22 protein-coding genes and 1 other annotated feature are annotated in these 22933 nt (G+C 51.9%); of the genes, 18 read left to right on the top strand and 4 right to left on the bottom strand.

Annotated features, from left to right (window positions below; genetic code table 11):
• Window positions 1-32 precede the first annotated feature (32 nt).
• On the bottom strand, window positions 33-695 hold the full coding sequence (locus AC0YNX_RS01255) for a Crp/Fnr family transcriptional regulator (protein ID WP_475813843.1): 663 nt from the start codon (window positions 693-695) through the stop codon (window positions 33-35).
• Between the two features lie 112 nt (window positions 696-807).
• Here AC0YNX_RS01255 and hemL point away from each other — a divergent pair, with 112 nt between their 5' ends.
• The 6 genes from hemL (at window position 808) to murC (ending at window position 10446) form a co-directional block, all read left to right on the top strand.
• Entirely contained in the window at window positions 808-2109 is a 1302-nt protein-coding gene (gene hemL / locus AC0YNX_RS01260) for a glutamate-1-semialdehyde 2,1-aminomutase (RefSeq protein ID WP_475813844.1), read from the top strand.
• Between the two features lie 15 nt (window positions 2110-2124).
• Window positions 2125-3117 carry an RluA family pseudouridine synthase gene (locus tag AC0YNX_RS01265; RefSeq protein WP_475813845.1) on the top strand — a complete coding sequence of 331 codons (993 nt, stop codon included), beginning with the start codon at window positions 2125-2127 and terminating at the stop codon, window positions 3115-3117.
• A 97-nt stretch (window positions 3118-3214) separates the two neighbouring features.
• Window positions 3215-4471: a LysM peptidoglycan-binding domain-containing protein gene (locus tag AC0YNX_RS01270; RefSeq protein ID WP_475813846.1), complete on the top strand. Its 1257-nt coding sequence runs from the start codon at window positions 3215-3217 to the stop codon at window positions 4469-4471.
• A gap of 165 nt (window positions 4472-4636) precedes the next feature.
• Window positions 4637-4878 (top strand) — a binding site (T-box leader).
• 77 nt (window positions 4879-4955) lie between these two features.
• Window positions 4956-7613 carry a valine--tRNA ligase gene (locus AC0YNX_RS01275; RefSeq protein ID WP_475813847.1) on the top strand — a complete coding sequence of 886 codons (2658 nt, stop codon included), beginning with the start codon at window positions 4956-4958 and terminating at the stop codon, window positions 7611-7613.
• A 63-nt stretch (window positions 7614-7676) separates the two neighbouring features.
• Window positions 7677-9044, top strand: a complete 1368-nt coding sequence (locus AC0YNX_RS01280) for a bifunctional folylpolyglutamate synthase/dihydrofolate synthase (protein ID WP_475813848.1) — start codon at window positions 7677-7679, stop codon at window positions 9042-9044.
• 7 nt (window positions 9045-9051) lie between these two features.
• Complete coding sequence (gene murC, locus AC0YNX_RS01285) at window positions 9052-10446, top strand: UDP-N-acetylmuramate--L-alanine ligase (protein ID WP_475813849.1); 1395 nt, start codon at window positions 9052-9054, stop codon at window positions 10444-10446.
• Window positions 10447-10606: 160 nt separating this feature from the next.
• Here murC and AC0YNX_RS01290 read toward each other — a convergent pair whose 3' ends face one another.
• The 3 genes from AC0YNX_RS01290 to AC0YNX_RS01300 form a co-directional block, all read right to left on the bottom strand.
• Window positions 10607-11044 carry a VOC family protein gene (locus AC0YNX_RS01290; RefSeq protein ID WP_475813850.1) on the bottom strand — a complete coding sequence of 146 codons (438 nt, stop codon included), beginning with the start codon at window positions 11042-11044 and terminating at the stop codon, window positions 10607-10609.
• Window positions 11045-11344: 300 nt separating this feature from the next.
• Complete coding sequence (locus AC0YNX_RS01295) at window positions 11345-11869, bottom strand: SRPBCC domain-containing protein (RefSeq protein ID WP_475813851.1); 525 nt, start codon at window positions 11867-11869, stop codon at window positions 11345-11347.
• Window positions 11870-11910: 41 nt separating this feature from the next.
• Window positions 11911-12240 (bottom strand): ArsR/SmtB family transcription factor, encoded by a 330-nt coding sequence (locus AC0YNX_RS01300; protein ID WP_475813852.1) that lies wholly within the window; start codon window positions 12238-12240, stop codon window positions 11911-11913.
• A gap of 160 nt (window positions 12241-12400) precedes the next feature.
• On the opposite strand from AC0YNX_RS01300, the gene AC0YNX_RS01305 reads away from it, so the two are divergent.
• The 12 genes from AC0YNX_RS01305 (at window position 12401) to AC0YNX_RS01360 (ending at window position 22889) form a co-directional block, all read left to right on the top strand.
• Entirely contained in the window at window positions 12401-13849 is a 1449-nt protein-coding gene (locus tag AC0YNX_RS01305; RefSeq protein ID WP_475813853.1) for an SPOR domain-containing protein, read from the top strand.
• A 61-nt stretch (window positions 13850-13910) separates the two neighbouring features.
• Window positions 13911-14153 carry a DUF4321 domain-containing protein gene (locus AC0YNX_RS01310; RefSeq protein ID WP_090573494.1) on the top strand — a complete coding sequence of 81 codons (243 nt, stop codon included), beginning with the start codon at window positions 13911-13913 and terminating at the stop codon, window positions 14151-14153.
• A 33-nt stretch (window positions 14154-14186) separates the two neighbouring features.
• Entirely contained in the window at window positions 14187-14819 is a 633-nt protein-coding gene (locus tag AC0YNX_RS01315) for a Maf family protein (protein ID WP_475813854.1), read from the top strand.
• A 40-nt stretch (window positions 14820-14859) separates the two neighbouring features.
• Window positions 14860-15549: a RadC family protein gene (gene radC / locus AC0YNX_RS01320; protein WP_475813855.1), complete on the top strand. Its 690-nt coding sequence runs from the start codon at window positions 14860-14862 to the stop codon at window positions 15547-15549.
• 45 nt (window positions 15550-15594) lie between these two features.
• Window positions 15595-16623, top strand: a complete 1029-nt coding sequence (locus tag AC0YNX_RS01325) for a rod shape-determining protein (RefSeq protein ID WP_475813856.1) — start codon at window positions 15595-15597, stop codon at window positions 16621-16623.
• A 71-nt stretch (window positions 16624-16694) separates the two neighbouring features.
• The gene (gene mreC, locus AC0YNX_RS01330) at window positions 16695-17606 is read left to right on the top strand and encodes a rod shape-determining protein MreC (RefSeq protein ID WP_475813857.1); all 912 of its coding nucleotides are present in this window, start codon (window positions 16695-16697) and stop codon (window positions 17604-17606) included.
• Window positions 17603-18127, top strand: coding sequence for a rod shape-determining protein MreD (gene mreD / locus AC0YNX_RS01335; RefSeq protein ID WP_475813858.1), 525 nt, complete (start codon window positions 17603-17605; stop codon window positions 18125-18127). The genes mreC and mreD overlap by 4 nt, the downstream gene beginning before the upstream one ends.
• 74 nt (window positions 18128-18201) lie before the next feature.
• Window positions 18202-18861, top strand: a complete 660-nt coding sequence (locus tag AC0YNX_RS01340) for a septum site-determining protein MinC (RefSeq protein WP_475813859.1) — start codon at window positions 18202-18204, stop codon at window positions 18859-18861.
• 23 nt (window positions 18862-18884) lie between these two features.
• A complete protein-coding gene (gene minD, locus AC0YNX_RS01345; protein ID WP_475813860.1) occupies window positions 18885-19676 on the top strand; it encodes a septum site-determining protein MinD in 792 nt (263 codons plus the stop codon).
• Window positions 19677-19683: 7 nt separating this feature from the next.
• The gene (locus tag AC0YNX_RS01350) at window positions 19684-20832 is read left to right on the top strand and encodes an FtsW/RodA/SpoVE family cell cycle protein (protein WP_475813861.1); all 1149 of its coding nucleotides are present in this window, start codon (window positions 19684-19686) and stop codon (window positions 20830-20832) included.
• Window positions 20833-20983: 151 nt separating this feature from the next.
• Window positions 20984-22009, top strand: a complete 1026-nt coding sequence (locus tag AC0YNX_RS01355; protein WP_475813862.1) for a peptidoglycan DD-metalloendopeptidase family protein — start codon at window positions 20984-20986, stop codon at window positions 22007-22009.
• Window positions 22002-22889 carry a site-2 protease family protein gene (locus tag AC0YNX_RS01360; RefSeq protein WP_475813863.1) on the top strand — a complete coding sequence of 296 codons (888 nt, stop codon included), beginning with the start codon at window positions 22002-22004 and terminating at the stop codon, window positions 22887-22889. The genes AC0YNX_RS01355 and AC0YNX_RS01360 overlap by 8 nt, the downstream gene beginning before the upstream one ends.
• Window positions 22890-22933 lie beyond the last annotated feature (44 nt).

Raw genomic sequence — 22933 nt, forward strand, 5'->3', positions numbered from 1 at the left:
GGCAGGCCTAGGCGTAAAAAAGCCTGAACGGATTAACCGTTCAGGCGCGCGAGGTCGAGCTTATATTCATTGAGGCCGAACCTCAGGATATTGCGGTCTTCGAGATCGCGAAGCACCTGGGATAATGCTTGCTTCGTGACGCCAGCCATCTGGGCGAGCTCGTCGTAGTTCAGCGCAACTCTTATGGTGATGAGGTTACCTGAACGCGAGCCATGGCGGTTCGCGAGAAGAATGACGTTCTTGAGCACGCGGGTGCGGGCATCAACGAAGGTTAGGTCGTAGACATGCTGATTCGTGTCACGCAGTCTGCGGCATAGCTCAGCCATGATTTGACGGGTAATCTCAAACTGACTGCGGAGCAGGTCATTGAACGCTTTGCCAGCGATGACGAGGATTGTCGTCGATTCTAGCGTCTGTGCGGAAGCCGAGCGAGGCCTGCCGTCAAGAAGCGACAATTCGCCGAAGCTTTCGCCGGATTGGATGAGAGAAAGCACCTTTTCTTCACCGGAAGTACTGCGCGTATAAATTTTCACAGAACCTTTTAACAGGATATAGAAAGCTGAACCGTGATCATTTTCCTGAAACAGCACGGTTCCGGCAGGAAATGATTGTTTATTGGCAATCGACAAAATATGATGGAGCTGTTCATCGCTCAAGCTTTCAAATAGCTGTACGTTCTTCAATAGTTCGATCAATGCAATCAGCCTCTCCATCTGAATTACCAGGCTTTTTAGAGTCAAGCGGCCTGTACGATCTCATCAGAAGTGTACCACAAGATTGTCACTAATTAACAGGCAGGTGTCACAAATGAACGTTAAGAGTCAGAAAAGGTCGGATGATCGTTCCAAAGCTGCTTTCGCCAAAGCGAAGACGGTTATTCCAGGCGGCGTTAACTCTCCGGTTCGCGCTTTCAAATCGGTTGGACTAACGCCGGTATATATGGAGCGCGGCGAAGGCTATCGCGTATACGACATCGATGGCAACAACTATATCGACTATGTCGGCTCGTGGGGACCGCTCATTATGGGCCATGCTCATCCTGAGGTTATTGAAGTGATCAAGAAGACAGCGGAGAAAGGGACAAGCTTCGGCGCTCCGACTGAGCTTGAGACACAGATGGCAGAGCTTGTCTGCGATCGCGTTCCATCCGTTGAAGTTGTTCGTATGGTAAACTCCGGCACGGAAGCGACGATGAGCGCACTGCGTCTTGCACGCGGCTATACGAAGCGCAGCAAGATTCTGAAATTCGAAGGCTCGTACCACGGTCATGCGGACAGCTTGCTCATCAAGGCAGGCTCCGGCGTAGCAACGCTTGGCTTGCCAGATAGCCCTGGCGTGCCAGAGAGTGTAGCGACGCATACGATTACCGTTCCTTATAACGATCTGAATTCTGTAAAGCTGGCTTTCGAGCAATACGGCGAGCAGCTCGCTTGTATTATCGTGGAGCCGGTTGCCGGCAACATGGGCGTTGTTCCGCCGCTGCCTGGCTTCCTGCAAGGGCTGAGAGACATTACGACGCAATATGGCAGCTTGCTTATCTTCGACGAAGTCATGACAGGCTTCCGCGTTCATTACAACTGCGCGCAAGGCTTGTACGGCATTACACCGGATCTGACTTGCCTGGGCAAAGTTATCGGTGGCGGTCTGCCAGTCGGCGCATACGGCGGTAAACGTGAGATTATGGAGATGATGGCGCCGAGCGGCCCGATCTATCAAGCGGGCACATTGTCCGGCAACCCGCTAGCGATGGCTGCTGGCTATACAACGCTGAGCCTTCTTACACCGCAAACCTATGAGCAGCTTGAGCGGCTGAGCGTTCGCTTGCAGCGCGGCTTCGAGGCGAATGCAGCGAAGCACGGCGTACCTGCAACGATTAACCGTGTTGGCTCCATGGTTTGCCCGTTCTTCACCGAGAAGCATGTCATCAATTACGACACGGCAAAGACTGCAGATCTGGATCGGTTCAGAGCCTATTTTGCCTCGATGCTGGATCTCGGCGTAAGCATTGCTCCGTCCCAGTTCGAAGGCATGTTCGTCTCTGGCGTGCATGACGAAGCGGCAATTGATGCAACGATTGAAGCACACGATGAGGCGCTTCGCCGTCTCTAATAGGAGCTGAGAGTCGTGGATAATAAGCATAACTTGTTAAAATATGAACGTAACGGGGAGTGGCTCAGCTTGTCAGCAGACGCGCTGGCGAGCCGGGCAGCACATGCTTCCGTTCAGCAGATAGAGGCCGGGAGCCATCCGCACCATGTGCGGCAATGGCTGCTGGCCCTTGGTTTGTTTCCGGAGCGTTATGTGAATCGCCTCTTCTCGGTTGGCGGCATCCAAATGGACGGGGGCACAATTCGGCTTCGCACCTTTGTTCCGGCTGATCCCGCGAAGGATGCGGTATATCGGATGGCGCTGCAGCAGCGCGAGGAATCGGCTGCCGAGCGGTCCTTCAAAGTGCGCGCACAAGTTCTCTATCAAGACGACTGGTGCCTCGTCATGGACAAGCCGGCTGGCATGCCGGTTCATCCGAATGCGCCTGGCCAGCGCGGAACGCTCGATGAGGAGGCCGCACTCGCGGGAATCGAGCGGGGCGATCTTCAGCTTGCGAAGCATATCCATCGGCTGGACGATGATACAGCCGGACCGGTGCTCTATGCGCGCAATGAGCTGGCGCAGCTGCACCTGGATGAGGCGATGCGCGAGAAGGCAATCGGAAGGCAATATGTCGCCCTCGTGCAAGGCGTGCTTCGCAAGCCTGCAGGGACAATTGATGCGCCGATTGGCAAAGACCGCCATCATCGTGCCCGCAGACGCGTGTCCCCAGCCGGGGATCATGCGATCACGCATTACGAGACAATCGCCTCCTATAGCCGCGCTACCCTCGTGCGCTTGTGGCTAGAGACCGGCAGAACGCATCAAATTCGCGTTCATATGAGCCATCTCGGTCATCCGCTCGTTGGCGATACGTTGTACGGCGGCAGCGATGCCAAGCTTCGCCACCAAGCGCTGCGGGGCGAGCAATTGACGTTCGTCCATCCGTGGAGCGGTGAAGATATGACGGTGCGTGCGGATGAGCCTGAATGGTTTCGAGAAGTGCGCGAACGCTACGCAATACTGTGAAAATCGTAGTCATGCCTACCCTGCCCTTGCCATATAGATAAATAGGGAAGAAAGCTGTAACCAAGCTTTGGTGAGAGGGGAAAGGAGGACGACAACCGTGCCCAGTCAGTCAAACGGTTTACGATTTGACATTTATGAACGGGTTCATTTGCCTGATGAAGTAGCGGCGATCGATGAGCTGGAAGAAATTGAGCTTGTCCCTCGTATCGGGATCGTTCAGCAAGACGAGCAGGTGTTGTTAAAAGGACATTTGCTCCTGACCGGCGTGTACCGCGCTCAGGATGAGCCTTTAGCTGAACAGTCATTGGAACACTGGATTCCTGTCGAAATTACGCTTCCTATGAATCGCATTCATCGGCTCGATGACATCTCCGTAGAGATTGATAACTTCGACGTTGACCTGCTGTCAACGCGAACGCTCAACATTACGGGAGTGCTGTCGCTGAGAGGAATTGAGCTAGGCCAGTCAAGCCCTCAGGAAGAGTGGCAGCGGGAAGAGCCTTTTACGGTCGTGCATAAGCGAGATCCGGTAGAGGTGCCGAATTACGAATCATTGTTCGAGCAGCAGACAGGTTATGCGGAGCCGCAGGCCATCCGTAACGAAGGTTGGGAGACAGCGAGCAACCCGCAAGCCTACAATGATGCGTTCAATCGTGATGCGGCGGCTCAAGCGGCGCAGGCGGCCTTCGAACAAGAGGAGATCGCTCGCGCGGCTGCAATCGAGAGGCTGCGGCAGCTGGAAGCGGAAGCTCGCAATGCGGAAGCTCGGGAAGCAGAAGCAGCGCTTCAGGCAGCAGAGCCGGAAGTGTCGGACGAAGCAATCGAGGCAGCTCTAGCTGGACCTCCTGCGGAGAATCCGTTTCTTGCTGATGCAGCAGAGCGCGAGTCCAAGATACGCCAGCAAGGCGCTGCTAACGCAGATGCGCCGGCTGCGCAGCAATTTGGCGATATCTCGGCTTTCGAAGCGGAATCAGCGCGTAAATTGAAAGTCGCAGTCGGGGGCAAGCCGGCTGAGGAAGAAGCGGAGGCTGCACAGCCTAACGTCGGCTTCCGGTCGTTGCTGCAATCGAGCCGCAGGGAGCAGGAAGCAAGGGCGGCTGCGGAACAATCGGCTGAAGAGGCAGCGAAGGAAGCGCGCAAGTCGAGCGGAGATGACATCGAATGGAAGAACCTGTTCTTCAGCCGTTCCGGCGAGGATCAGTCCTTCCGCAAGGTTCGTATCTGTATCGTGCAGCGCGAGGAGACGCTTGACGTCATCGCAGGTCGATACCAGCTGCAGCCACGCGAGATTGCACTCTATAATCGGCTGTCGGATCAGAGCGTGAGCGAGGGCCAAGTACTATATATTCCATAATGCACGCATGGATGCAAATAAGCCTTTCGAAGAGGACTGCTATCAGACCTTTTCAAGAGGCTTTTTTCCTGTTGTTCCCAAAACTCTGGATGTGTGGGCGGCTGTGGGATTGACGCGGGCAAATAATAACGTGTATGATAGAAAAAATAGGGTTATACTCTTATTATAATAACGTTGATGGGGAAGAGTAACAGGAATGCCTTCAGAGAGCGGAACCAATACGCTGAGAGGTTCTGCAGGCAATGAACTGCGACAGGTCGCCCCGGAGTTGCTGGAATGAAACGGTGCTAACCGTTAGTTCAAGCCGGCTGCAGCCGTTACCTGTTATCAAGTTGTCGAATGAAGCCGTTATTGGCTTGTTCGGAACAAAGGTGGTACCGCGGAAGCTAGAACCTTTCGTCCTTTGCTATTAAGGGCGATAGGTTTTTTTTGCGTTTAACCAGTTTATTACGTTTTTGAAATACATTGGAAGCGAGGAATAGTGATGTCACAGAAACAAGCAATGACTGAGATGCCGACGACGTATGATCCGAAGGCTGCCGAATCCAAATGGTATCCGTATTGGATGGAGGGCAAATTTTTTGAAGCTGGCAAGCGTCCAGATGCAGAAGCGTATACGATTGTAATTCCTCCTCCGAACGTAACGGGTATGCTGCATATCGGGCATGCGCTCGATTTTACGCTGCAGGATATTCTGATCCGTACGAAGCGGATGCAAGGCTATGACGCTCTGTGGCTGCCAGGCAGTGACCATGCAGGTATTGCGACGCAGACAAAGGTTGAGCAGAAGCTACGCGAGGAAGGCGTATCCCGTTACGACCTCGGTCGTGAGAAATTCCTCGATAAAGTATGGGAATGGAAAGAGCTCTACAATGAGACGATCCGTGAGCAATGGGCGAAGATGGGATTCTCGCTCGACTACTCGCGCGAACGTTTTACACTGGATGAAGGGCTGTCCGCAGCGGTACGCGAAGTATTCGTTCGCCTCTACGAGAAGGGCCTCATCTACCGCGGCAAAAAAATCATTAACTGGGATCCGGCTGCGCGCACCGCATTGTCCGATATCGAGGTTGAGCATAAAGAAGTGAACGGCCATCTGTACCACTTGCAATATCCGCTGAAGAACGGATCTGGCTTTATTACCGTTGCGACGACCCGTCCAGAGACGATGCTCGGCGATACAGCGGTTGCTGTACATCCAGAAGATGAGCGTTACAAGCACCTGATCGGCGAATTGATCGTTCTGCCTATCATCGGCAGAGAGATTCCGATTATTGCTGACGAATATGTGGAGAAAGAATTCGGTTCCGGCGCGGTGAAGATTACGCCAGCTCATGACCCGAACGACTTCGAAGTTGGTCTTCGCCACAACCTGCCGCAGATTGTTGTGATGGACGAGAGCGGTACGATGAATGCAGAAGCTGGCCCGTACAACGGCATCGACCGTGCGGACTGCCGTAAGCGCATCGTTGCAGATCTGCAAGAACTCGGCGTATGCATCAAGATCGAAGATCACGTTCACCAAGTTGGTCACAGCGAGCGCAGCGGCGCGGTTGTTGAGCCATATTTGTCAACGCAATGGTTCGTAGAGATGAAACCGCTCGCCGAAGCTGCGATTGAAGCGCAGAACGCCGGAAAAGGCGTTAACTTCGTTCCGGATCGCTTCGAGAAAATCTATCTGCAATGGATCGAAAATGTTCGCGACTGGTGTATTTCCCGCCAATTGTGGTGGGGCCACCGCATTCCGGCTTGGTACTGCGACTCTTGCGGCGCGATGCATGTTGCGCACGAAGAGCCAACATCCTGCGCATGTGGCAACGAGTCACTTCGTCAAGACGAAGACGTACTCGACACTTGGTTCAGCTCGGCGCTCTGGCCGTTCTCGACGCTTGGCTGGCCGGAACAGTCTGACGACCTAAAACGCTACTACCCGACGAATGTTCTAGTAACGGGTTATGATATCATCTACTTCTGGGTTGCCCGCATGATCTTCACGGGTCTTGAGTTCACAGGTGAGATGCCGTTCAAGGATGTTCTCATGCACGGCCTCGTTCGAGACGAGAACGGCAAGAAAATGTCCAAATCGCTCGGCAACGGCGTCGATCCGCTTGAAGTGATCGAGAATTACGGCGCTGATGCGATGCGATTCATGATTTCGACGAGCAGCACGCCGGGGCAGGATCTGCGTTTCCGCTGGGAGCGCGTTGAGCAAGCGCGCAACTTCGCGAACAAGATCTGGAACGCTTCGCGCTTCGCACTCATGAACCTTGAAGGCGTAACAGCAGCTGACATTGACATCAATGTGAAGCTGGGTACGGCAGATCGCTGGATTCTTCACCGTCTGAATGCTGCGGTTGCAGACGTAACGCGTCTGATTGACAGCTATGATTTTGGCGAAACCGGCCGTGTGTTGTACAACTTTATCTGGGATGATCTGTGCGACTGGTATATCGAATTCGCGAAGCTGAACCTGAACGGACAAGATGCGGAAGCGAAGCGCGCGACGCAATCCGTACTTGCATACGTACTGGATCGTACTCAGCGTCTCATTCACCCGTTCATGCCGTTTATCAGTGAGGAAATATGGCAACACTTGCCGCATGAAGGCGAGACGATCACACTTGCTCCGTGGCCGGTTTACGATTCAGCGCTGGAAGCGCCGGAGGCTGTTGCGGAGATGGAGCTTCTGATGGATATGATCCGCGCGGTTCGAAATATCCGTGCTGAGGTTAATGTACCGATGAGCAAAAAAGTCGAGCTGCTCGTGAAGCCGTCGAGCGATAGCATTGCTGCCATCCTGAAACGCAATGAAGAGTTCATTGTCCGCTTCTGCGGCACGTCGAAGCTTGAGATCAGCGAAGATCTCGCGTCTCCGGATAAAGCGATGACTGCAATCGTTACAGGCGCTCAGATGTACTTGCCGCTGGCAGGCCTTATCGACATCGAGCAAGAAATTGCCCGCTTGAACAAAGAGGTTGCGAATTTGACTAGCGAAGTTGAGCGCGTAGAGAAGAAGCTTGGTAATGTTGGCTTCGTTGCGAAAGCGCCGGCGAAGGTCATTGAGGAAGAACGCGCGAAAATGGCTGACTATGCGGAGAAACGCGAGAAAGTGCTTGCGCGCATTGAGGAGCTGAAGGGCTAGTACAGCCCTTCTAGGCTTTTTCAATTCGCAGCATTTCGCTGCAGAAGGAAGAAGGAAATCATAATGACTGAACAACAGTTACCGGCACCGCTTGCTAGCTATGAGGAAGCAAGAGATTGGATTGTAGGCCTCGTCCCGTTCGGCATTCGCCCAGGCATGGAGCGAATTCTGAAGCTGATGGAAATATTCAATCACCCGGAGCGCCGGCTTAAATTTATTCATGTAGCGGGCACGAATGGCAAAGGCTCGGTTTGCGCCTATCTGACTAGTGTGCTGCTGCGCTGCGGCTATGATGTGGGGACGTTCACGTCTCCTTACATAACGAGTTTTACGAATCGTTTCAAGTACAACGATACGGACATTCCCGAAGAGACGCTGCTCATGCTTGCGAACAAGCTGAAGCCGCATGTCGAAGCGATTGCGCAGACCGAGCTTGGCTCGCCTACGATGTTTGAAGTTTCGACGGCGCTGGCGATTTTGTATTACGGCACTGTGGCATACCCTGATTTTGTCGTGTGGGAAACTGGGCTTGGAGGGCGTATGGATGTGACGAATATCGTGACACCGATTGTATCGGTTATTACGAATGTTGGTCATGATCATATGGATATTCTTGGCGATACGCTTGAAGCTGTGGCAACTGAGAAGGCGGGTATCATTAAGGCTGGCGTTCCGGTTGTCAGTGCAGTGACGCAGCCGGAAGCGGTAGCCGTTGTTACTTCGACGGCGAAGGAGAAACGCAGCTCGCTTTATCTATTGGGAGAAAAGTTTCATGAAACAGCGCTTCAAGTAGCGGAGAATGAGCAATCGTTCCGTTTTGACGGGATGTTCCGTTCGCTTGAACCGCTGACGATTACACTGAATGGCGCACATCAACGGACCAATGCGGCAGTTGCCGTCATGACGCTCGAAGTCATGCGGCAGTATTACGCAGCTATCATTGAGGATGAAGATCTGCGTGTTGGGCTTCGCACAGCAGCTTGGCCGGGACGCCTCGAGATGGTCCAGCAGTCCCCGAGGCTGCTGATCGACGGCGCTCATAATCCAGAGGGTGCTGAAACATTAGCGGCGGCGCTACGAGATACGTATTCGTACGAGCGTTTGCATCTCATGATGGGGATGCTATCGAATAAGAATCATCGTGACACGCTCAAGCATATACTACCTCTAGTGGATACGCTTATCGTGACTGAGCCTAATTTCCGCAAGGCGCTGCCTGCTGCGGAACTGGCTGAGCTCGTCAGCGAGATTCGTGAATCAGTGGACCGTCCTTTCGAGCTCATCGTTGAACCGGATTGGAAGCAGGCGCTTGAAAGACTGCAAGGTTTAACACGTAATGCTGATTTGGCGGTCGTTTCCGGAACGCTCTACTTAATTGCAGACGTCCGCTCCCAATTGCTCTACAATAAGGATTCTGAAAAAGGTTGGTGAACCGTCTTTGAACACAGCAGAACACGTTCATTTCATCGGTATTGGCGGTTACGGCATGAGCGCGATCGCGCGCGTTATGCTGGAGATGGGCTATAAAGTGACCGGCTCGGACGTTGCCCGGCAAGAGCTTACGGAGAAGCTTGCTGCCAAGGGGGCGCGTATTTACATCGGTCATGAGCCGGAGCATGTCAAAGGGGCGGACTTGGTCGTATACTCGACGGCGTTATCCCGTGATAATGTCGAACGCAAAGCGGCGGAAGATTTGAATATTCCGATTCTTCACCGCGCTCAAATGCTTGCAAGATTGATGAATTACGGCAAAGGTGTCGCTGTCGCTGGCGCGCACGGCAAAACAACGACATCCTCAATGATCGCTCTGGTCATGGAAACTTGCCAGCTTGATCCGACTTATATCATTGGCGGTGAGATCGTCAATGTTGGCACGAACGCCAAGGCCGGAAAAGGCGATTATGTCGTTGCGGAAGCAGATGAGAGCGACGGCTCGTTCCTGCAGTACCATCCTGCAATTGCCATCGTGACGAATATCGAACCTGATCATCTCGAAAACTACGACGGTGATTTCAATAAATTAAAAGAGGCTTACGTGCAGTTTCTAAGCCAAGTGAAGCAAGACGGCAAAGCAATCGTCTGTGCGGACGATGAGAATATGCAGGGCATGCTTCCTGAGCTTATTGCAGGTCCTCTTGGGCATGAAGGCGTACTTACGTACGGTATTGACCATGAGGCGGTATACCGTGCGACCAACATTACGCTTGGCGATCGCAAAGCATCGTTTGATATGAATCGTCATGGCCAACTGCTTGGCCGCATTGAGCTGTCCGTTCCAGGGCGCCACAATGTGTACAACGCGATGGCGACGGTCATTACATGCTTGGAAGCGGGCGTATCATTCGAAGCGATTGCACAAGCTATCGTAGATTTCCGCGGCGCGAAACGCAGATTCCAGGTGCTCGGCGAAGTGAATGATATTCTCGTTATTGATGATTATGCGCATCATCCGACAGAGATTCAGGCTACGATCAGCGCTGCCAAGTCGACGGGCAAACGGATCGTTGCGGTGTTCCAGCCGCAGCGTTATACGCGCACGTTCTTCTTGCTGGAGCAATTCAGCCGTGCGTTCTCGGAAGCGGATGAGGTGCTCATCACGGATATTTATTCTCCTGCAGGCGAGCAGCAGATCGAGGGCGTTCACTCCAAGAAGCTCGTGGAGATGATCATCAAGAACAGCAACGCGAATACGTCATACTATCCGACCAAAGAGGAAGTGCTGGTGGTGTTGACGGACCAAGTGAAACCGGGCGATCTCATTATTACAATGGGCGCGGGCGATATTTGGAAGGTTGCGGATTCCCTTGCCAAGACGCTCCGCGGGAAGGCTTGAGGGAGAAGTCTCTAAATCCCTTTGGACACCAGAATGGTCTGACGTTTGAGGGGCAGAGGCACGTGTGGAGATTCGTTTGGCGGATCATATTACTGGAAGAATTAAAAGAAGCTGAGAATCGGAGTTCCGATTTCTCAGCTTTTTTTTGCGCTCAGCGTCACTAACTTAGGTGATCCTGCCACGCAGCAAACTTGTTGCCATCGGGATCGTAGAAATGGAAAGACAATCCGCAGCCGCCGTTATCTTTGAGCTCTGAAACATTCGCTCCTTCGTCTCTCATTAGTTGATAGAGTTCCTCGATCTGTGTGACTTCGAAACAAGCCGCTTCCATCACATGCTGATCATCCTGTTCGTCCCAATCGTGCGTCACGAAGTTCGACGTTTGCGCAAGCTTAGTCTCTAGGAAGAAGATCCCTTGTCCGGAGGCAAGCTTCACATTGCCTTGAGGAGATAGGGTAACTAGACCATATTTCATAAAAAACGTTTTTGCAGTTTCAGTGTTAGTCACTGGAATATAGATGCATTCAATCCGCTTTAACCGTGCTTCCTTATGGGGATGCTTGCGCTCTAGTTCATGCTTCAACTCTAACTTATTCATTGAAATTCCCCCTTAGTGATATGAGGTACTTATTCTGGATTTATTAAGGGGATTCCTTCCATTTCGAGAGCTTGTTTTATCCTGTTTTTGACCGAATAGCGTTACTGGAATTCGCTAGAATTCGAGAGGCTGCTATTTTCACCTAATAGCGCGTCTATGGTTCGTTAGAACAAAAAACTAAAAAAGGATAGGACGGCGCACGATCAATGACTTTGACCTCAAGTGAGCTCCCTCCGGACCTACCAAAGCCCACAAAAAAGCTGAGAATCGCTCACCCGATTCTCAGCATTCCTACTAGATTTATACGATTGTTGCGAGGTACGCATCGAGCTGAGCCAATGTGCCTGCCAGTCCGCCTTGTACGAGGTGATGCGATTCGGTGAACGTCTGGATTTCTTCGATGGAAGCGTTGTATGGCTTGCCGCGCATGGTCAGCAGCGTTTTGCCGTCTTCCTGCTCTTCGAATACAAGCTCATTCCAAACCTCTATCGGCCAAGTGGGCGCCATGGGATGGCGGTGGCTGTTGCCCTCTTTGTCCGAGAAGGAAGTAATGTAGACGAGGCGATTAGGCTCATCGATCTCTCGATACTCGAATTTGCCCCACATTTCCTGGCCGTCCGGTGTCTTCATGCTGTAGTGGAACAGGCCGCCTGGCTTCAGGTCCACGGAACACTCGCTCATTGCAAGCCCTGCCGGACCCCACCAATGCTTCAAATGTTCGGCTTGTGTGAACACTTTAAATACAAGCTCGCGAGGAGCGTCTACAACACGTGTAATAAGCAATTCTTTCGTGTTCTCGCCAACAGTTGTTTGGTTATCTGCCAAGTTGATTTCCTCCCGAAGTATCATTTTTGTACATGGTTCTCCTACTCATCTTTATTCGGTTCCTTCGCCTGCAGCTTGCGCAAATAATCTTCCAAATCATCGAACTTCCCTTCCCAGAAGCGGCGGAATGAACGAACCCAGTCATCGAGCTCCTTAAGCGGCGCCGTTCCCAGCTTGTAAATCCGCCGATTGGCAACCGGATGAACTTCGACGAGTCCTGCTTCCAGGAGCACGCGCAGATGTTTGGATACTTGCGGCTGATTCAGTTCAAGCCGCTCGGCGATTTCACCAACCGTGAGAGGGCCGTCTCGCAGAAGCTCGACAATTCGTAATCGGTTAGGCTCAGCAAGAGCGCTCATAGTCGAATTCATGGTTCGAATATACCTCACAAGGAATATTCCTGTCAAGGAATGCAAATCTAAGCGATCCATGGCCGCTCTATCCATAACGGTATAACGGATTTCAGAAGTCATAATTCTCTCAACTTTTTCATAGACTCGTACTAGAGTATGTGGACAAGGAGAGAGTGCGATGAACAATAAAGGACGCATCACCTATCGTTTCGATCAGCGCAGCGGAGCACGGATGGAGCCGAAGCAGGAAGAGAAACAGCGCGAGAACTCCGCGAATGTCGTGCCATTTTTTCAAGAGGAAATTAAATTCACTTCCGATATAGGTCCATGGAACAGCTCCTTCCAAAATGATGCCCAAGCGCTAGAGCAGCTTATTCGTGAGGCAGATGGGCAATACTCAAAGCAGAAGCCGCGCCAACCGGAACAAATGAGAGAAACAGTTGAACCTGCAGTGCAGCAGCCTGTCTCTAAGCACCAACAACAGCGACTTCATACTGAATTCCAGCCCTATCCAGAGACGGACGTCCTTGAGCCGATTCTGCTCGGCGATGAATACGAAGAAGAAGCACCCATCAAGAGAAAGGCGCAACCTCCGCAGGTTATTGATATGTACCCGATCATCGACGTAGAGGAGGAAGAACGCTATCGCCGTGCGAACAGCAATGACCTCAACGCTCGTTCATCCTTGGGCTCTTATCTATCGGGATCCTCACAACGGCCAAGCAGAGGACCGTCATGGTACAAAGTATTTGCTTCGGTCACTGGGGCGATAGCGACCGGCGCATTATTTGGTTATTTTGTACTTACACTGTTTACTGGCGGCGGCGCGACCGGCAATGAAGCTGCGCCAACAACTAGCAAGCCTTCTACCGAGACGAGCGCGGACGCTGCGACATCGGGTACGGACAAGAATGCCGCTTCAACGAAGGATTCGAATGCAACGAGCGGCGCATCCAGCGGTGCTGTCAACAGCAGCAACCAAGCGAATTCGCAATCTGCATTGGTGCAAGTGAAAATCCCTGCCTCCACGTACTATATGCTCCAGTTCGGCGTATTCAGCAACAAGGAGGGGCTTGACGCAGCGGTGAACGAGCTGAATGAGAAGGGGCTTGCAGCGGCTTCGTTAACGTCCAGTGAGGACTACCGCGTCTACGTGGGCATGTCGACGGACAAAGACAATGCACAGCTGCTCGGGCAGCTTCTGACGGGCATGGACGTCTATGTGAAGCCGATTGAACTGCCCGCCGTTTCCTCCATTCCTTTCAAAGGCGACAGATCTGTCGTAGAAGCGTTCTTCTCGCAGACGAATGAGCTGATGGCGAAGCTCGATTCATTAACTTTGGAGCAATTAAGCGGTGGCAGCAGCGCAGGCGGTCTGGCAGCAGGAGATTGGAAAGGGCTGCATGAAACTTGGACACAATCCGCTTCGCTGATGGAAGCGGGCATGACGGATAAAGTGAATAAGAACGCCCTGCTGAAGCTTGTCCAATCCATGAATACGGCGGCGCTGGCTGCAGATGCTTATGTGAAGAAACCATCGGAGGCTTACTTGTGGTCGATGCAAAAAGCGTTGATGGAAGCCGTGTTCACACAGAAAGGTTGGTTTGCTTCCATGGATGCATTGTAATGCGTTACGTCCCCGCGTATAATAAAGGTACGTGTCAAATTATGGCGAGGGACGTAACTTCATGAAGAAAAATTTCTGGGTATTTTTATTATTTCTGCTTATTGGATTATTGACAGGCGCACTGCTTTCACGGTGGCTGTCGGAAGTACCAGGACTTTCGTTCCTCACGAAAACAACTACAATTAAGTGGGCGCCTGCAGCGGATTTACTCGTGCTCAGCTACAACTTCTCACTTCGAATTGAGATCAGCCTCCTTAGCATCGCTGGATTAATTGCAGCGATATGGGTTTACCGCAAGCTGTAATCGGGTATTTAAGTATGCGTAAGGAGCGTCATCATGAATGTGAGATCTTCTTCGAAACCTTCTTCAACGATACGCCAGCTCGTGCTGGCTTCATCTTCTCCCCGCCGGCAGGAATTGGTCGCGTCACTCGGCCTTTCCTTGCCGGTTCTCATTTTGTCCAGCGATGCCGATGAAAGTACGCCACAGAACTGGTCTCCGGCAATGATCGTGGAGCAGCTCGGCCTGCGCAAAGCTAGAGCTAGCGCCGAACTGCTAAGCAGCGAAACTGCCGTAGGCTCGCTTATTATTGGCTCAGATACGATTGTCGTACTTGATGGCCAAGTACTTGGCAAGCCAGCCGACAAGAACGACGCGATTCGGATGTTGACGGCTCTCGAAGGCCGGCAGCACGAGGTATATACCGGCGTTGCTCTCATTGAGCCTGGCACCGGTCGCGAGCTTGTCTATCACCGGATGACGCTTGTGACAATGAAGCAGCTTGGCGAGGAGCGAATTCGACGTTATGTCGAATCTGGCGAACCGCTCGACAAGGCAGGCAGCTATGGTATACAAGGACTTGGCGCGACATTGGTGGAGCGGATCGACGGCTGTTATTTTAACGTTGTCGGGCTTCCGTTATCGCTACTGTCGGACATGCTAGACGAATTCGGCATCAACGTGATTTAAGCAGCTTAGAGACGAATCTCGCACAAAGGCAGGGATGTCTATGGAGGCAACGCCACTTGTTTTGAAGGATTTACCGCACAGCGATAGACCTCGCGAACGGATGATGGCTGTTGGAGCTGAAGCGTTAAGCCATGCAGAGCTGCTGGCGATTCTGCTGCGAACCGGAACGAAGCGCGAATCCGCGGTTCTGCTCGCTTCACGAATCTTGAGTCAATGCGGCGATCTGCGCGGCTTAGTGGATATGAGTATTGCGGAGATGACGAAGATTCGCGGCATTGGGACGGCGAAGGCGATACAGCTTCGGGCGGGCATTGAGCTCGGCCGCCGGCTTGCCAGAAGTCAGCAGGGTGAACTCCCTACCATACGAAAACCAGCCGATGCCGCGAACTTATTAATGGAGGAGCTTCGCTATCTGAAACAAGAGCATTTTGTCTGCTTGTTTTTAAATACGAAGAATCAGGTTATTTTAAAAGAAACATTATCCGTCGGCACCCTCAACGCGACCTTAGTGCATCCGCGCGAAGTGTTTCGAGCAGCTATCAAGTGCAGCAGCGCTTCGCTGATTTGCGTACATAACCATCCAAGCGGCGATCCAACGCCGAGTCCTGAAGATATAGCGCTTACGAGGCGTCTGATCGATGCGGGCGAGCTTGTAGGTATTGATGTTCTCGATCACTTGGTAATAGGTGACAATCGCTTTATCAGTTTGAAGGAGCGAGGTCATATGTAATATAATAAGAGGGATTGTCTGAAAGCAGAAAGGAAGTATACAAACATGTTTGGAACGAAAGATCTAGGAATTGACCTTGGCACAGCTAACACACTCGTCTATCTAAAAGGAAAAGGGATTGTCGTGAGAGAACCGTCCGTGGTTGCTCTTCGTACTGATACAAAAACAATCGAAGCTGTCGGTGAGCAAGCGAAGAAGATGATCGGCCGTACGCCGGGCAATATTCGTGCGATCCGTCCGATGAAAGACGGCGTTATTGCTGACTTTGATACAACTTCGACGATGATCAAATACTTTATCCGACAGGCGCAGAAGCAGCGCGGCTTTTTCTCGCGCCATCCGAATGTAATGGTGTGCGTGCCATCGGGCATCACTGCGGTTGAGCAGCGCGCCGTGAAGGATGCAACGGAACAAGCAGGAGCTCGCGAAGCATTCACGATCGAAGAGCCGTTCGCGGCAGCAATCGGTGCGGATTTGCCAGTATGGGAGCCGACAGGCAGCATGGTTGTTGATATTGGCGGCGGCACGACGGAAGTTGCGGTAATCTCGCTTGGCGGTATTGTAACGAGCCGTTCGATCCGCATTGCCGGCGACGAAATGGACGAAGCTATCATGCAGTACATCAAGCGTATGTACAACCTGATGATCGGTGAACGGACTTCGGAGCAGTTGAAGATGGAGATCGGCTCTGCCCTGACGCTGGACCGCTCAGAGACTATTGAAATTCGCGGCCGTGACCTGGTGACAGGTTTGCCGAAGACGCTTCCGATCTCTTCTGAAGAAATTTGCGATGCTTTGTCGGATACGGTTAACGCCATCGTCGAAGCAGTGAAGGTTACGCTTGAGAAATGTCCGCCGGAGCTGTCTGCGGATATTATGGACCGCGGTATCGTTCTGACAGGCGGCGGAGCGCTCCTCAAGAACCTCGACAAGCTGCTGGCCCGCGAAACCGGCATGCCGGTTATTGTGGCGGAGAATCCGCTTGATTGCGTAGCAATCGGGACAGGCCGAGCACTCGACAATATTGATATGTTCAAAACACGCGGAGGCCCGGTTTCCCGTTCCAAACGATAATATCCGGCGCGTGTATAGATGGGGAAAACGGATGAGCACGCTGATTGGTTTGAACGAACCAAAGAGTTCGTTTGGCAATCGGCGCGGAATGGGCAGGTGTAAAGAAGTTGTTTAATTGGATGCGCAACAGACGGATGTTCGTCTTAATGATTGTGTTTATATTGTTCGTTGCGGTAATGGGCTTCTCCATCGGAGACCGGAAGAAGCTGACTTGGCCGGAGAACTTTGCGCTCGATTCCACCTCATTTGTGCAGCAATGGTTGTACAGGCCCGCTGGTTATGTAGCGGGCTTGTTTCAAGATTTGTCGAACTTGCACAATATCTACAAGGAGAATGAAGAGCTTCGCATAGCAGCTGCGGCTTATGCCAGAGACAGCATTAAATTTAACCGAATCGACGCCGAGAATAAACGGCTTCAAGAGAAGTTGAATTTCACGGAACGACAGAAGAAGCTCTATGACTACAACTACTTGATTGCACAAGTCGTGGCAGTCAATCAAGATCCGTATGATGATACGATTCGAATCAACTTAGGTTCCAAAGACGGAATTAAACCGAATATGGTCGTCGTCACCGATAAAGGCCTTGTCGGCCTTGTCAGCCGAGTGGATCCATTCTTCTCGTCGGTTATGCCGATTACGAAACTTAGTGATACGTCGCCGGATACGAAAGCTATCGCAGCTACCGTATATGGCAAGGAGACAGATTCCTTCGGTATCGTGGATACCTATGATCCGGAGACTGGCAAGCTGTACATGTCGAAGATTTCCGAGCATGATCCGCTCACCAAGGGCGATACGATCATTACATCGGGTCTTGGCAATGTCTTCCCGCGCGGTATGGTTATCGGTACGGTGGATTCCAGCCAGGTTGGCGACTTCGGCCTTACGTATACCGCGACGATTACGCCGGCAGCGGATTTTGACCATTTGACAGAGGTGTTTGTCGTACAGCCTGCGGATACGGGGGAGAGCGAGAAATGAGCATGCAGCGTATTGTTGGCGTAATGCTGCTGTTCTTCCTCGTACAAGGCACCTTGTTCTATTGGCTTGTGCCTAGCAGCATGGTAGGACGGATCGTCCCGCATTTCACGCTCGCTTTTGTTCTCTTTGCCGCTCTCTATCGCGGCAGACACTCCGCCTTGATCCTCGGAATGGCCTTCGGCTTATTGCAGGATCTCGCGTTCTATGGACGCATCATCGGCATTCATTCGTTCACAATGGGACTTGTCGGTTATATGACAGGACTGCTCTTGGAGCGCAGAAAGAGCACGCTTCTAATGGCCCTGACGATGATCGGCATATCCACGCTTGTATATGACACAATCGTTTACTTTATCTATCGTGTATTTCGGTTAACGAGCGAGACCTATGAATGGGCATTGTCTCAGCATATGGTTCCGAGCTTGTTCCTGCAGCTGCTGTTCTCACTGGCGATCTACGTGCCTGCGCGCAGATGGTTTGAGGGCAGCTTTGTTGCGAAGACCGATGAAGAAGAAACTTGACGAAAGTTGACGTACCTGCCAGGCAGGAATCTGCACAGTTTCAAAGAATCGTATAGAGAAGGGGTGGGACGAGCGTGACCGAGAAGCAGCATATTACGATTAAAGGCGTCAAGGAAGGTCTCATCTTCCTTCTTGACGATAATTGCGAATTTTCCGCGCTTATGGATGAGCTGCAATTCAAATTGGAAAAATCGCACCAACAGCTGCTGTCAGGTCCTATCGTTCACGTTCAGGTGAAGCTCGGCACCCGCCAGGTAAGTGAAGAGGAGAAGGAGCGCATCCGCACGGTGATCAAGCAGCAGGGCAATCTGCTTGTTCAGTCCGTCGAGAGCGATCCACCGATCATTCCTCAGCTAGAGGATGGCAACAATTTGAAAGTGCTGACAGGTATCGTTCGCTCAGGCCAGACGCTTGAGCATGACGGCAATTTATTGCTAATGGGTGATCTGAATCCAGGAGGCACGCTGTTATGCACAGGTGACATCTATGTATTGGGAGCGCTGAGAGGCTTAGCGCATGCAGGCTTCAAAGGCAAAGAAGAGGCGATTATTGCAGCCTCGTTGCTGAAGCCGACGCAGCTACGTATTAGCGGCGTCATCAGCAGGCCACCGGATGAATGGATGACGGGCGATGCAGCAATGGAGTTCGCCTATCTAATCGAAGGCGTTATGAAAATTGATAAAATGACACAGCTGCAGCGATTGCGTAAGCTGCCGGTATTGTTTAGAGCGTAAGTAGTAAGCGGGGAGTGTTGATCATGGGAGAAGCGATTGTAGTAACTTCAGGCAAAGGCGGCGTCGGCAAGACGACGACATCAGCCAATATAGGCACTGCGCTTGCTTTGCTGGGGAAGAAAGTATGCATGGTGGACACGGATATCGGCCTTCGCAATTTGGATGTCGTGATGGGGCTGGAGAATCGGATTATTTATGACTTGATTGATGTGGCGGAAGGTCGCTGCAGATTGAATCAAGCGCTAGTAAAGGACAAACGTTTTGAAGAGCTGTATATGCTGCCAGCTGCTCAAACAAAAGATAAATCAGATGTATCTCCAGAGCAAGTGAAAGAAATGGTGCTTGAGCTGAAGAAGGAATTCGATTATGTCATTATCGATTGTCCTGCAGGCATTGAGCAAGGCTTCCGGAACGCGGTTGCCGGCGCAGACCGGGCGATTGTCGTGACAACGCCGGAGAATGCGGCTGTTCGTGACGCGGATCGGGTTATCGGCTTGCTGGAGAAGACGCAAATTCCGTCGAGACTTGTCATTAACCGCATTCGCGCGAACATGGTTCGCAGCGGCGAAATGCTCGACATTGATGAGATTTGCCAAGTATTAGCCATTGATTTGCTAGGTATCGTGCCGGATGATGAGAAGGTAATCCGTTCCGCCAATGCAGGCGAGCCGACGGTGATGGACCCGTCATCGCGTGCGGCGATCGCTTATCGCAATATTGCGCGGCGGATGCTTGGCGATATGGTGCCGCTTATGCCGCTCGAAGAGAAATCCGGCGTGATCAAGCGGTTTCGCAAGTTCCTTGGAATAGGATGATAGCGCAGTGCTAAATAAACTTAAAAAAGTGGACCTCGGCATGATTCTTATCCTGCTTGCCTTCATGGTCGTCAGTACGCTTCTGGTCCACAGTGCTACTTATGGCAACCCCGATTACGCCAATTACGATCTGAAGACGGTGATTTTCTACGGCTTGGGATTCACTGTTGCGCTTGGTTCTACGTTCTTCGACTATCGTTTATTTCTCAAAGCATGGTGGGTATTATATGCGATCGGCGTAATCCTGCTTGTTATCGTTTATTTCACCGCTCCTGAGATCAACGGTGCGAAGAGCTGGTTCATGTTGCCAGGCGGTCTACAATTCCAGCCAGCTGAGATGGTTAAGATCATTCTGATCATCACGGTTGCTTTCTTGATGGGAAGAAGGCAGGGAGATCCGCTGCGAGTTAGGCAGGATCTGCTGGTTATTGCTGCATTCTCGTTCTTGCCGTTCATGCTCGTTATGATTCAACCTGACCTTGGCAACGCGATTATCTATCTAATCATCGTTCTCGGCATGCTCTGGATCGGTAATGTGCGATATAGCCATGTATTGCTCGGAATCACGATTATTGCGGGTGGACTTGTCCTGTTTGTCTTCTTGTTCAACACCTACAACAAGCAGATTCATGATTATCTGGAAGATGCCCACAAGCTGCACTGGTATGAACGGATTAACGGCTTTATTAATCCAGAGACGGCGTCGGAGAAAGAGATTTACCAAGCGAGCAAAGCGAAGATTGCGATTGGCTCAGGCGGACTCACCGGCGATGGCTACATGAAGGGTGAATCGAAGAACCGGAAGTTCATCCCGTATCCATATTCGGATGCGATCTTCGTCGTAATTGGCGAAGAGTTCGGCTTCCAAGGGGCCGCCGTCGTGCTCATGCTCTATTTCTTGTTGATTTATAGGATGATCATAATCGCGTTCCAATGTTATGACTTGAAGGGCTCTTTTATCATCATCGGGATTGTCTCGATGTACGTCTTTCAAGTCTTCCAGAATATTGGCATGATGATCGGTCTGATGCCGATTACAGGCATAACGCTTCCATTCATAAGCTACGGCGGTACATCGCTGCTACTCAATATGCTTTGTATCGGTCTTGTTTTCAGCGTCAAAGCACATCAAGAGAAATACCAAATGGCTACTTAACCGTGGCTTTCGCCTAAACCGTCTTGCGTTCGCGCAAGGCGGTTTTTTGTGTTTGGTCCCGAGTGGAGCTTGGCCATATGCTCCAACATAACTGTACATGCCCCCACATATACATAAGCGAACAAGCTGCCAAAATGTTGGAGGGATAGCTATGGATACGAAAAGCAGTATTCGCGACCGCAGAGCCGAGCGGATCAGGCGAATAATGGAGGAGAACCGTCATGCCAAGCCGCAACAGCCATTACCGCAGCTGAAGATGCTGCCCGGACCGCAGCAACCGCAGCAGTACGAGCTGGACGATCGGTATCAGCAGCAGCAATATCAACAGCAGCAATCGCATCCGCTTCAGAATAATAAGCTGCAGGCATTACCGGCGAAGACAGCTGGGGCGTCATCCGAGCACAAGCCGCAGAATGAATATGATGATCCGGAGCAGCTGTGGAAGGCGAATCCGAACCCGTGGGAGAGCGCCGGGTGGCGTATCGCGCCGCTGCCGAGCAAATATGATCGGGACGTCAAATCGGGAGGACCGAAACCGCCTCAGCCGCAGAGGTTTGCTTTTATCGCCAGAGGGTTATTTATTCAGTCTGCAATCTCTGCTGCACTATTTGTAATCGTCTTCGGCATGTTTAAGCTGGACGTGCCTGTCGCGAAGAAAGGGCAGGAGGTCGTAACCGCCGCCTTAACGGAGCAGATGGACTTCGATGCCGCAGCGCGTTTGTACAAGGACATGTTTGCCGGTGCTCCGTCATTCATCCCGCTGTTCGGCAGCCATGAAGATCCCGAGACCCGGGTCACGGAAGGCGCTGTGGAGCTGCCCATTGTCGCGCCACTTATCAATGGCAGTGTGGTAAGGTCATTCGCAGAAACGTTAAGCGGCGTAGAGATTGCCGGTCAACCGTCCCAAGAGGTGCTGACGGCTGAGACCGGCAGAGTCATTAATGTGACCAAAGATGGCGAGACAGGTGAGACCGTCGTCATCCAGCACGCGAATAACCGTGTGACCTTATATGGCCATCTCGGCATTGTTGCAGTCTCCGTCAATGATTGGCTTGAAGCTGGAACGAAGCTTGGCCAGCTTCCTGCAGCACAGGAGGGGCAGCAAAGCCTGTTATTTTTTGCGGTGAAGGAGAAAGGCAAGTACGTCAATCCCGCTGACGTCGTTCCGCTTGATTAAGCTTGGAGGCATCCGGTGGTCCGTTCATCCGCTGTTCGTGCTCGTCATGATGGCGTCGGTGATTACGGGGTATTTTGTCGAACTGCTAACCTTGTTTGTCATCGTACTTGTGCACGAACTCGGGCATGTCATAACGGCTAAAGGCTTTGGCTGGAATGTGCGTGAGATCAAGCTGCTGCCGTTCGGCGGAGTTGCTGAGGTTGAGGATGGAAGCGGGCTTCCGGCGAAGGAAGAGGCAATTGTGGCGATTGCCGGACCGCTTCAGAACGTCTGGATGGCTGGTATCGCATATCTATTTGGCCGATTCGGCCTATGGAGTCATGAATGGGCCGACTATGTGTGCCAAGCAAACTTGATGATCGGACTATTCAATTTACTGCCGATATTGCCGCTCGACGGAGGCAAGCTTATGCAGGCGGCGTTCAGCCGGACGCTTACCTTCCACAGCACATTGGTATGGGGCGCGCGCATTAGCCTGCTCTTCAGCGCACTCATGCTCGTCTACGCGATTATTCCGGCGATTCTAAGCGGCAACGCCATTCACCTGCATATGAACCTGATCGCTGTTGGCGTATTTCTGCTGCTGACGAATTGGACCGCATATCGGAACATTCCTTTTCTGTTCATTCGATTCCTAACGAACAGGGCAGTCTCTTCATCACGATCCATTGCGCGCGGCGTGTGGGCGCTGCCCATTGTCATTCCGAAGGGCTATACCATATTAGCTGCGCTTCGTTTGTTCAAGCGTGACAGCTATCATCTCATCGTCGTCATGGAGGATAAAGGGGATGTTATCGGCGTTCTGCCCGAGCAGCGACTTGTGAACGGATTTCTCTCTGATGGCCGGGCTGACCGTGCAGTGCTCGAGCTTTTCATGTAGAATAGAGTATCAGTAAAAGACCGACGTCAATGGGAGGTCGTTCA

The organism is Paenibacillus sp. J31R98 (assembly GCF_056269245.1).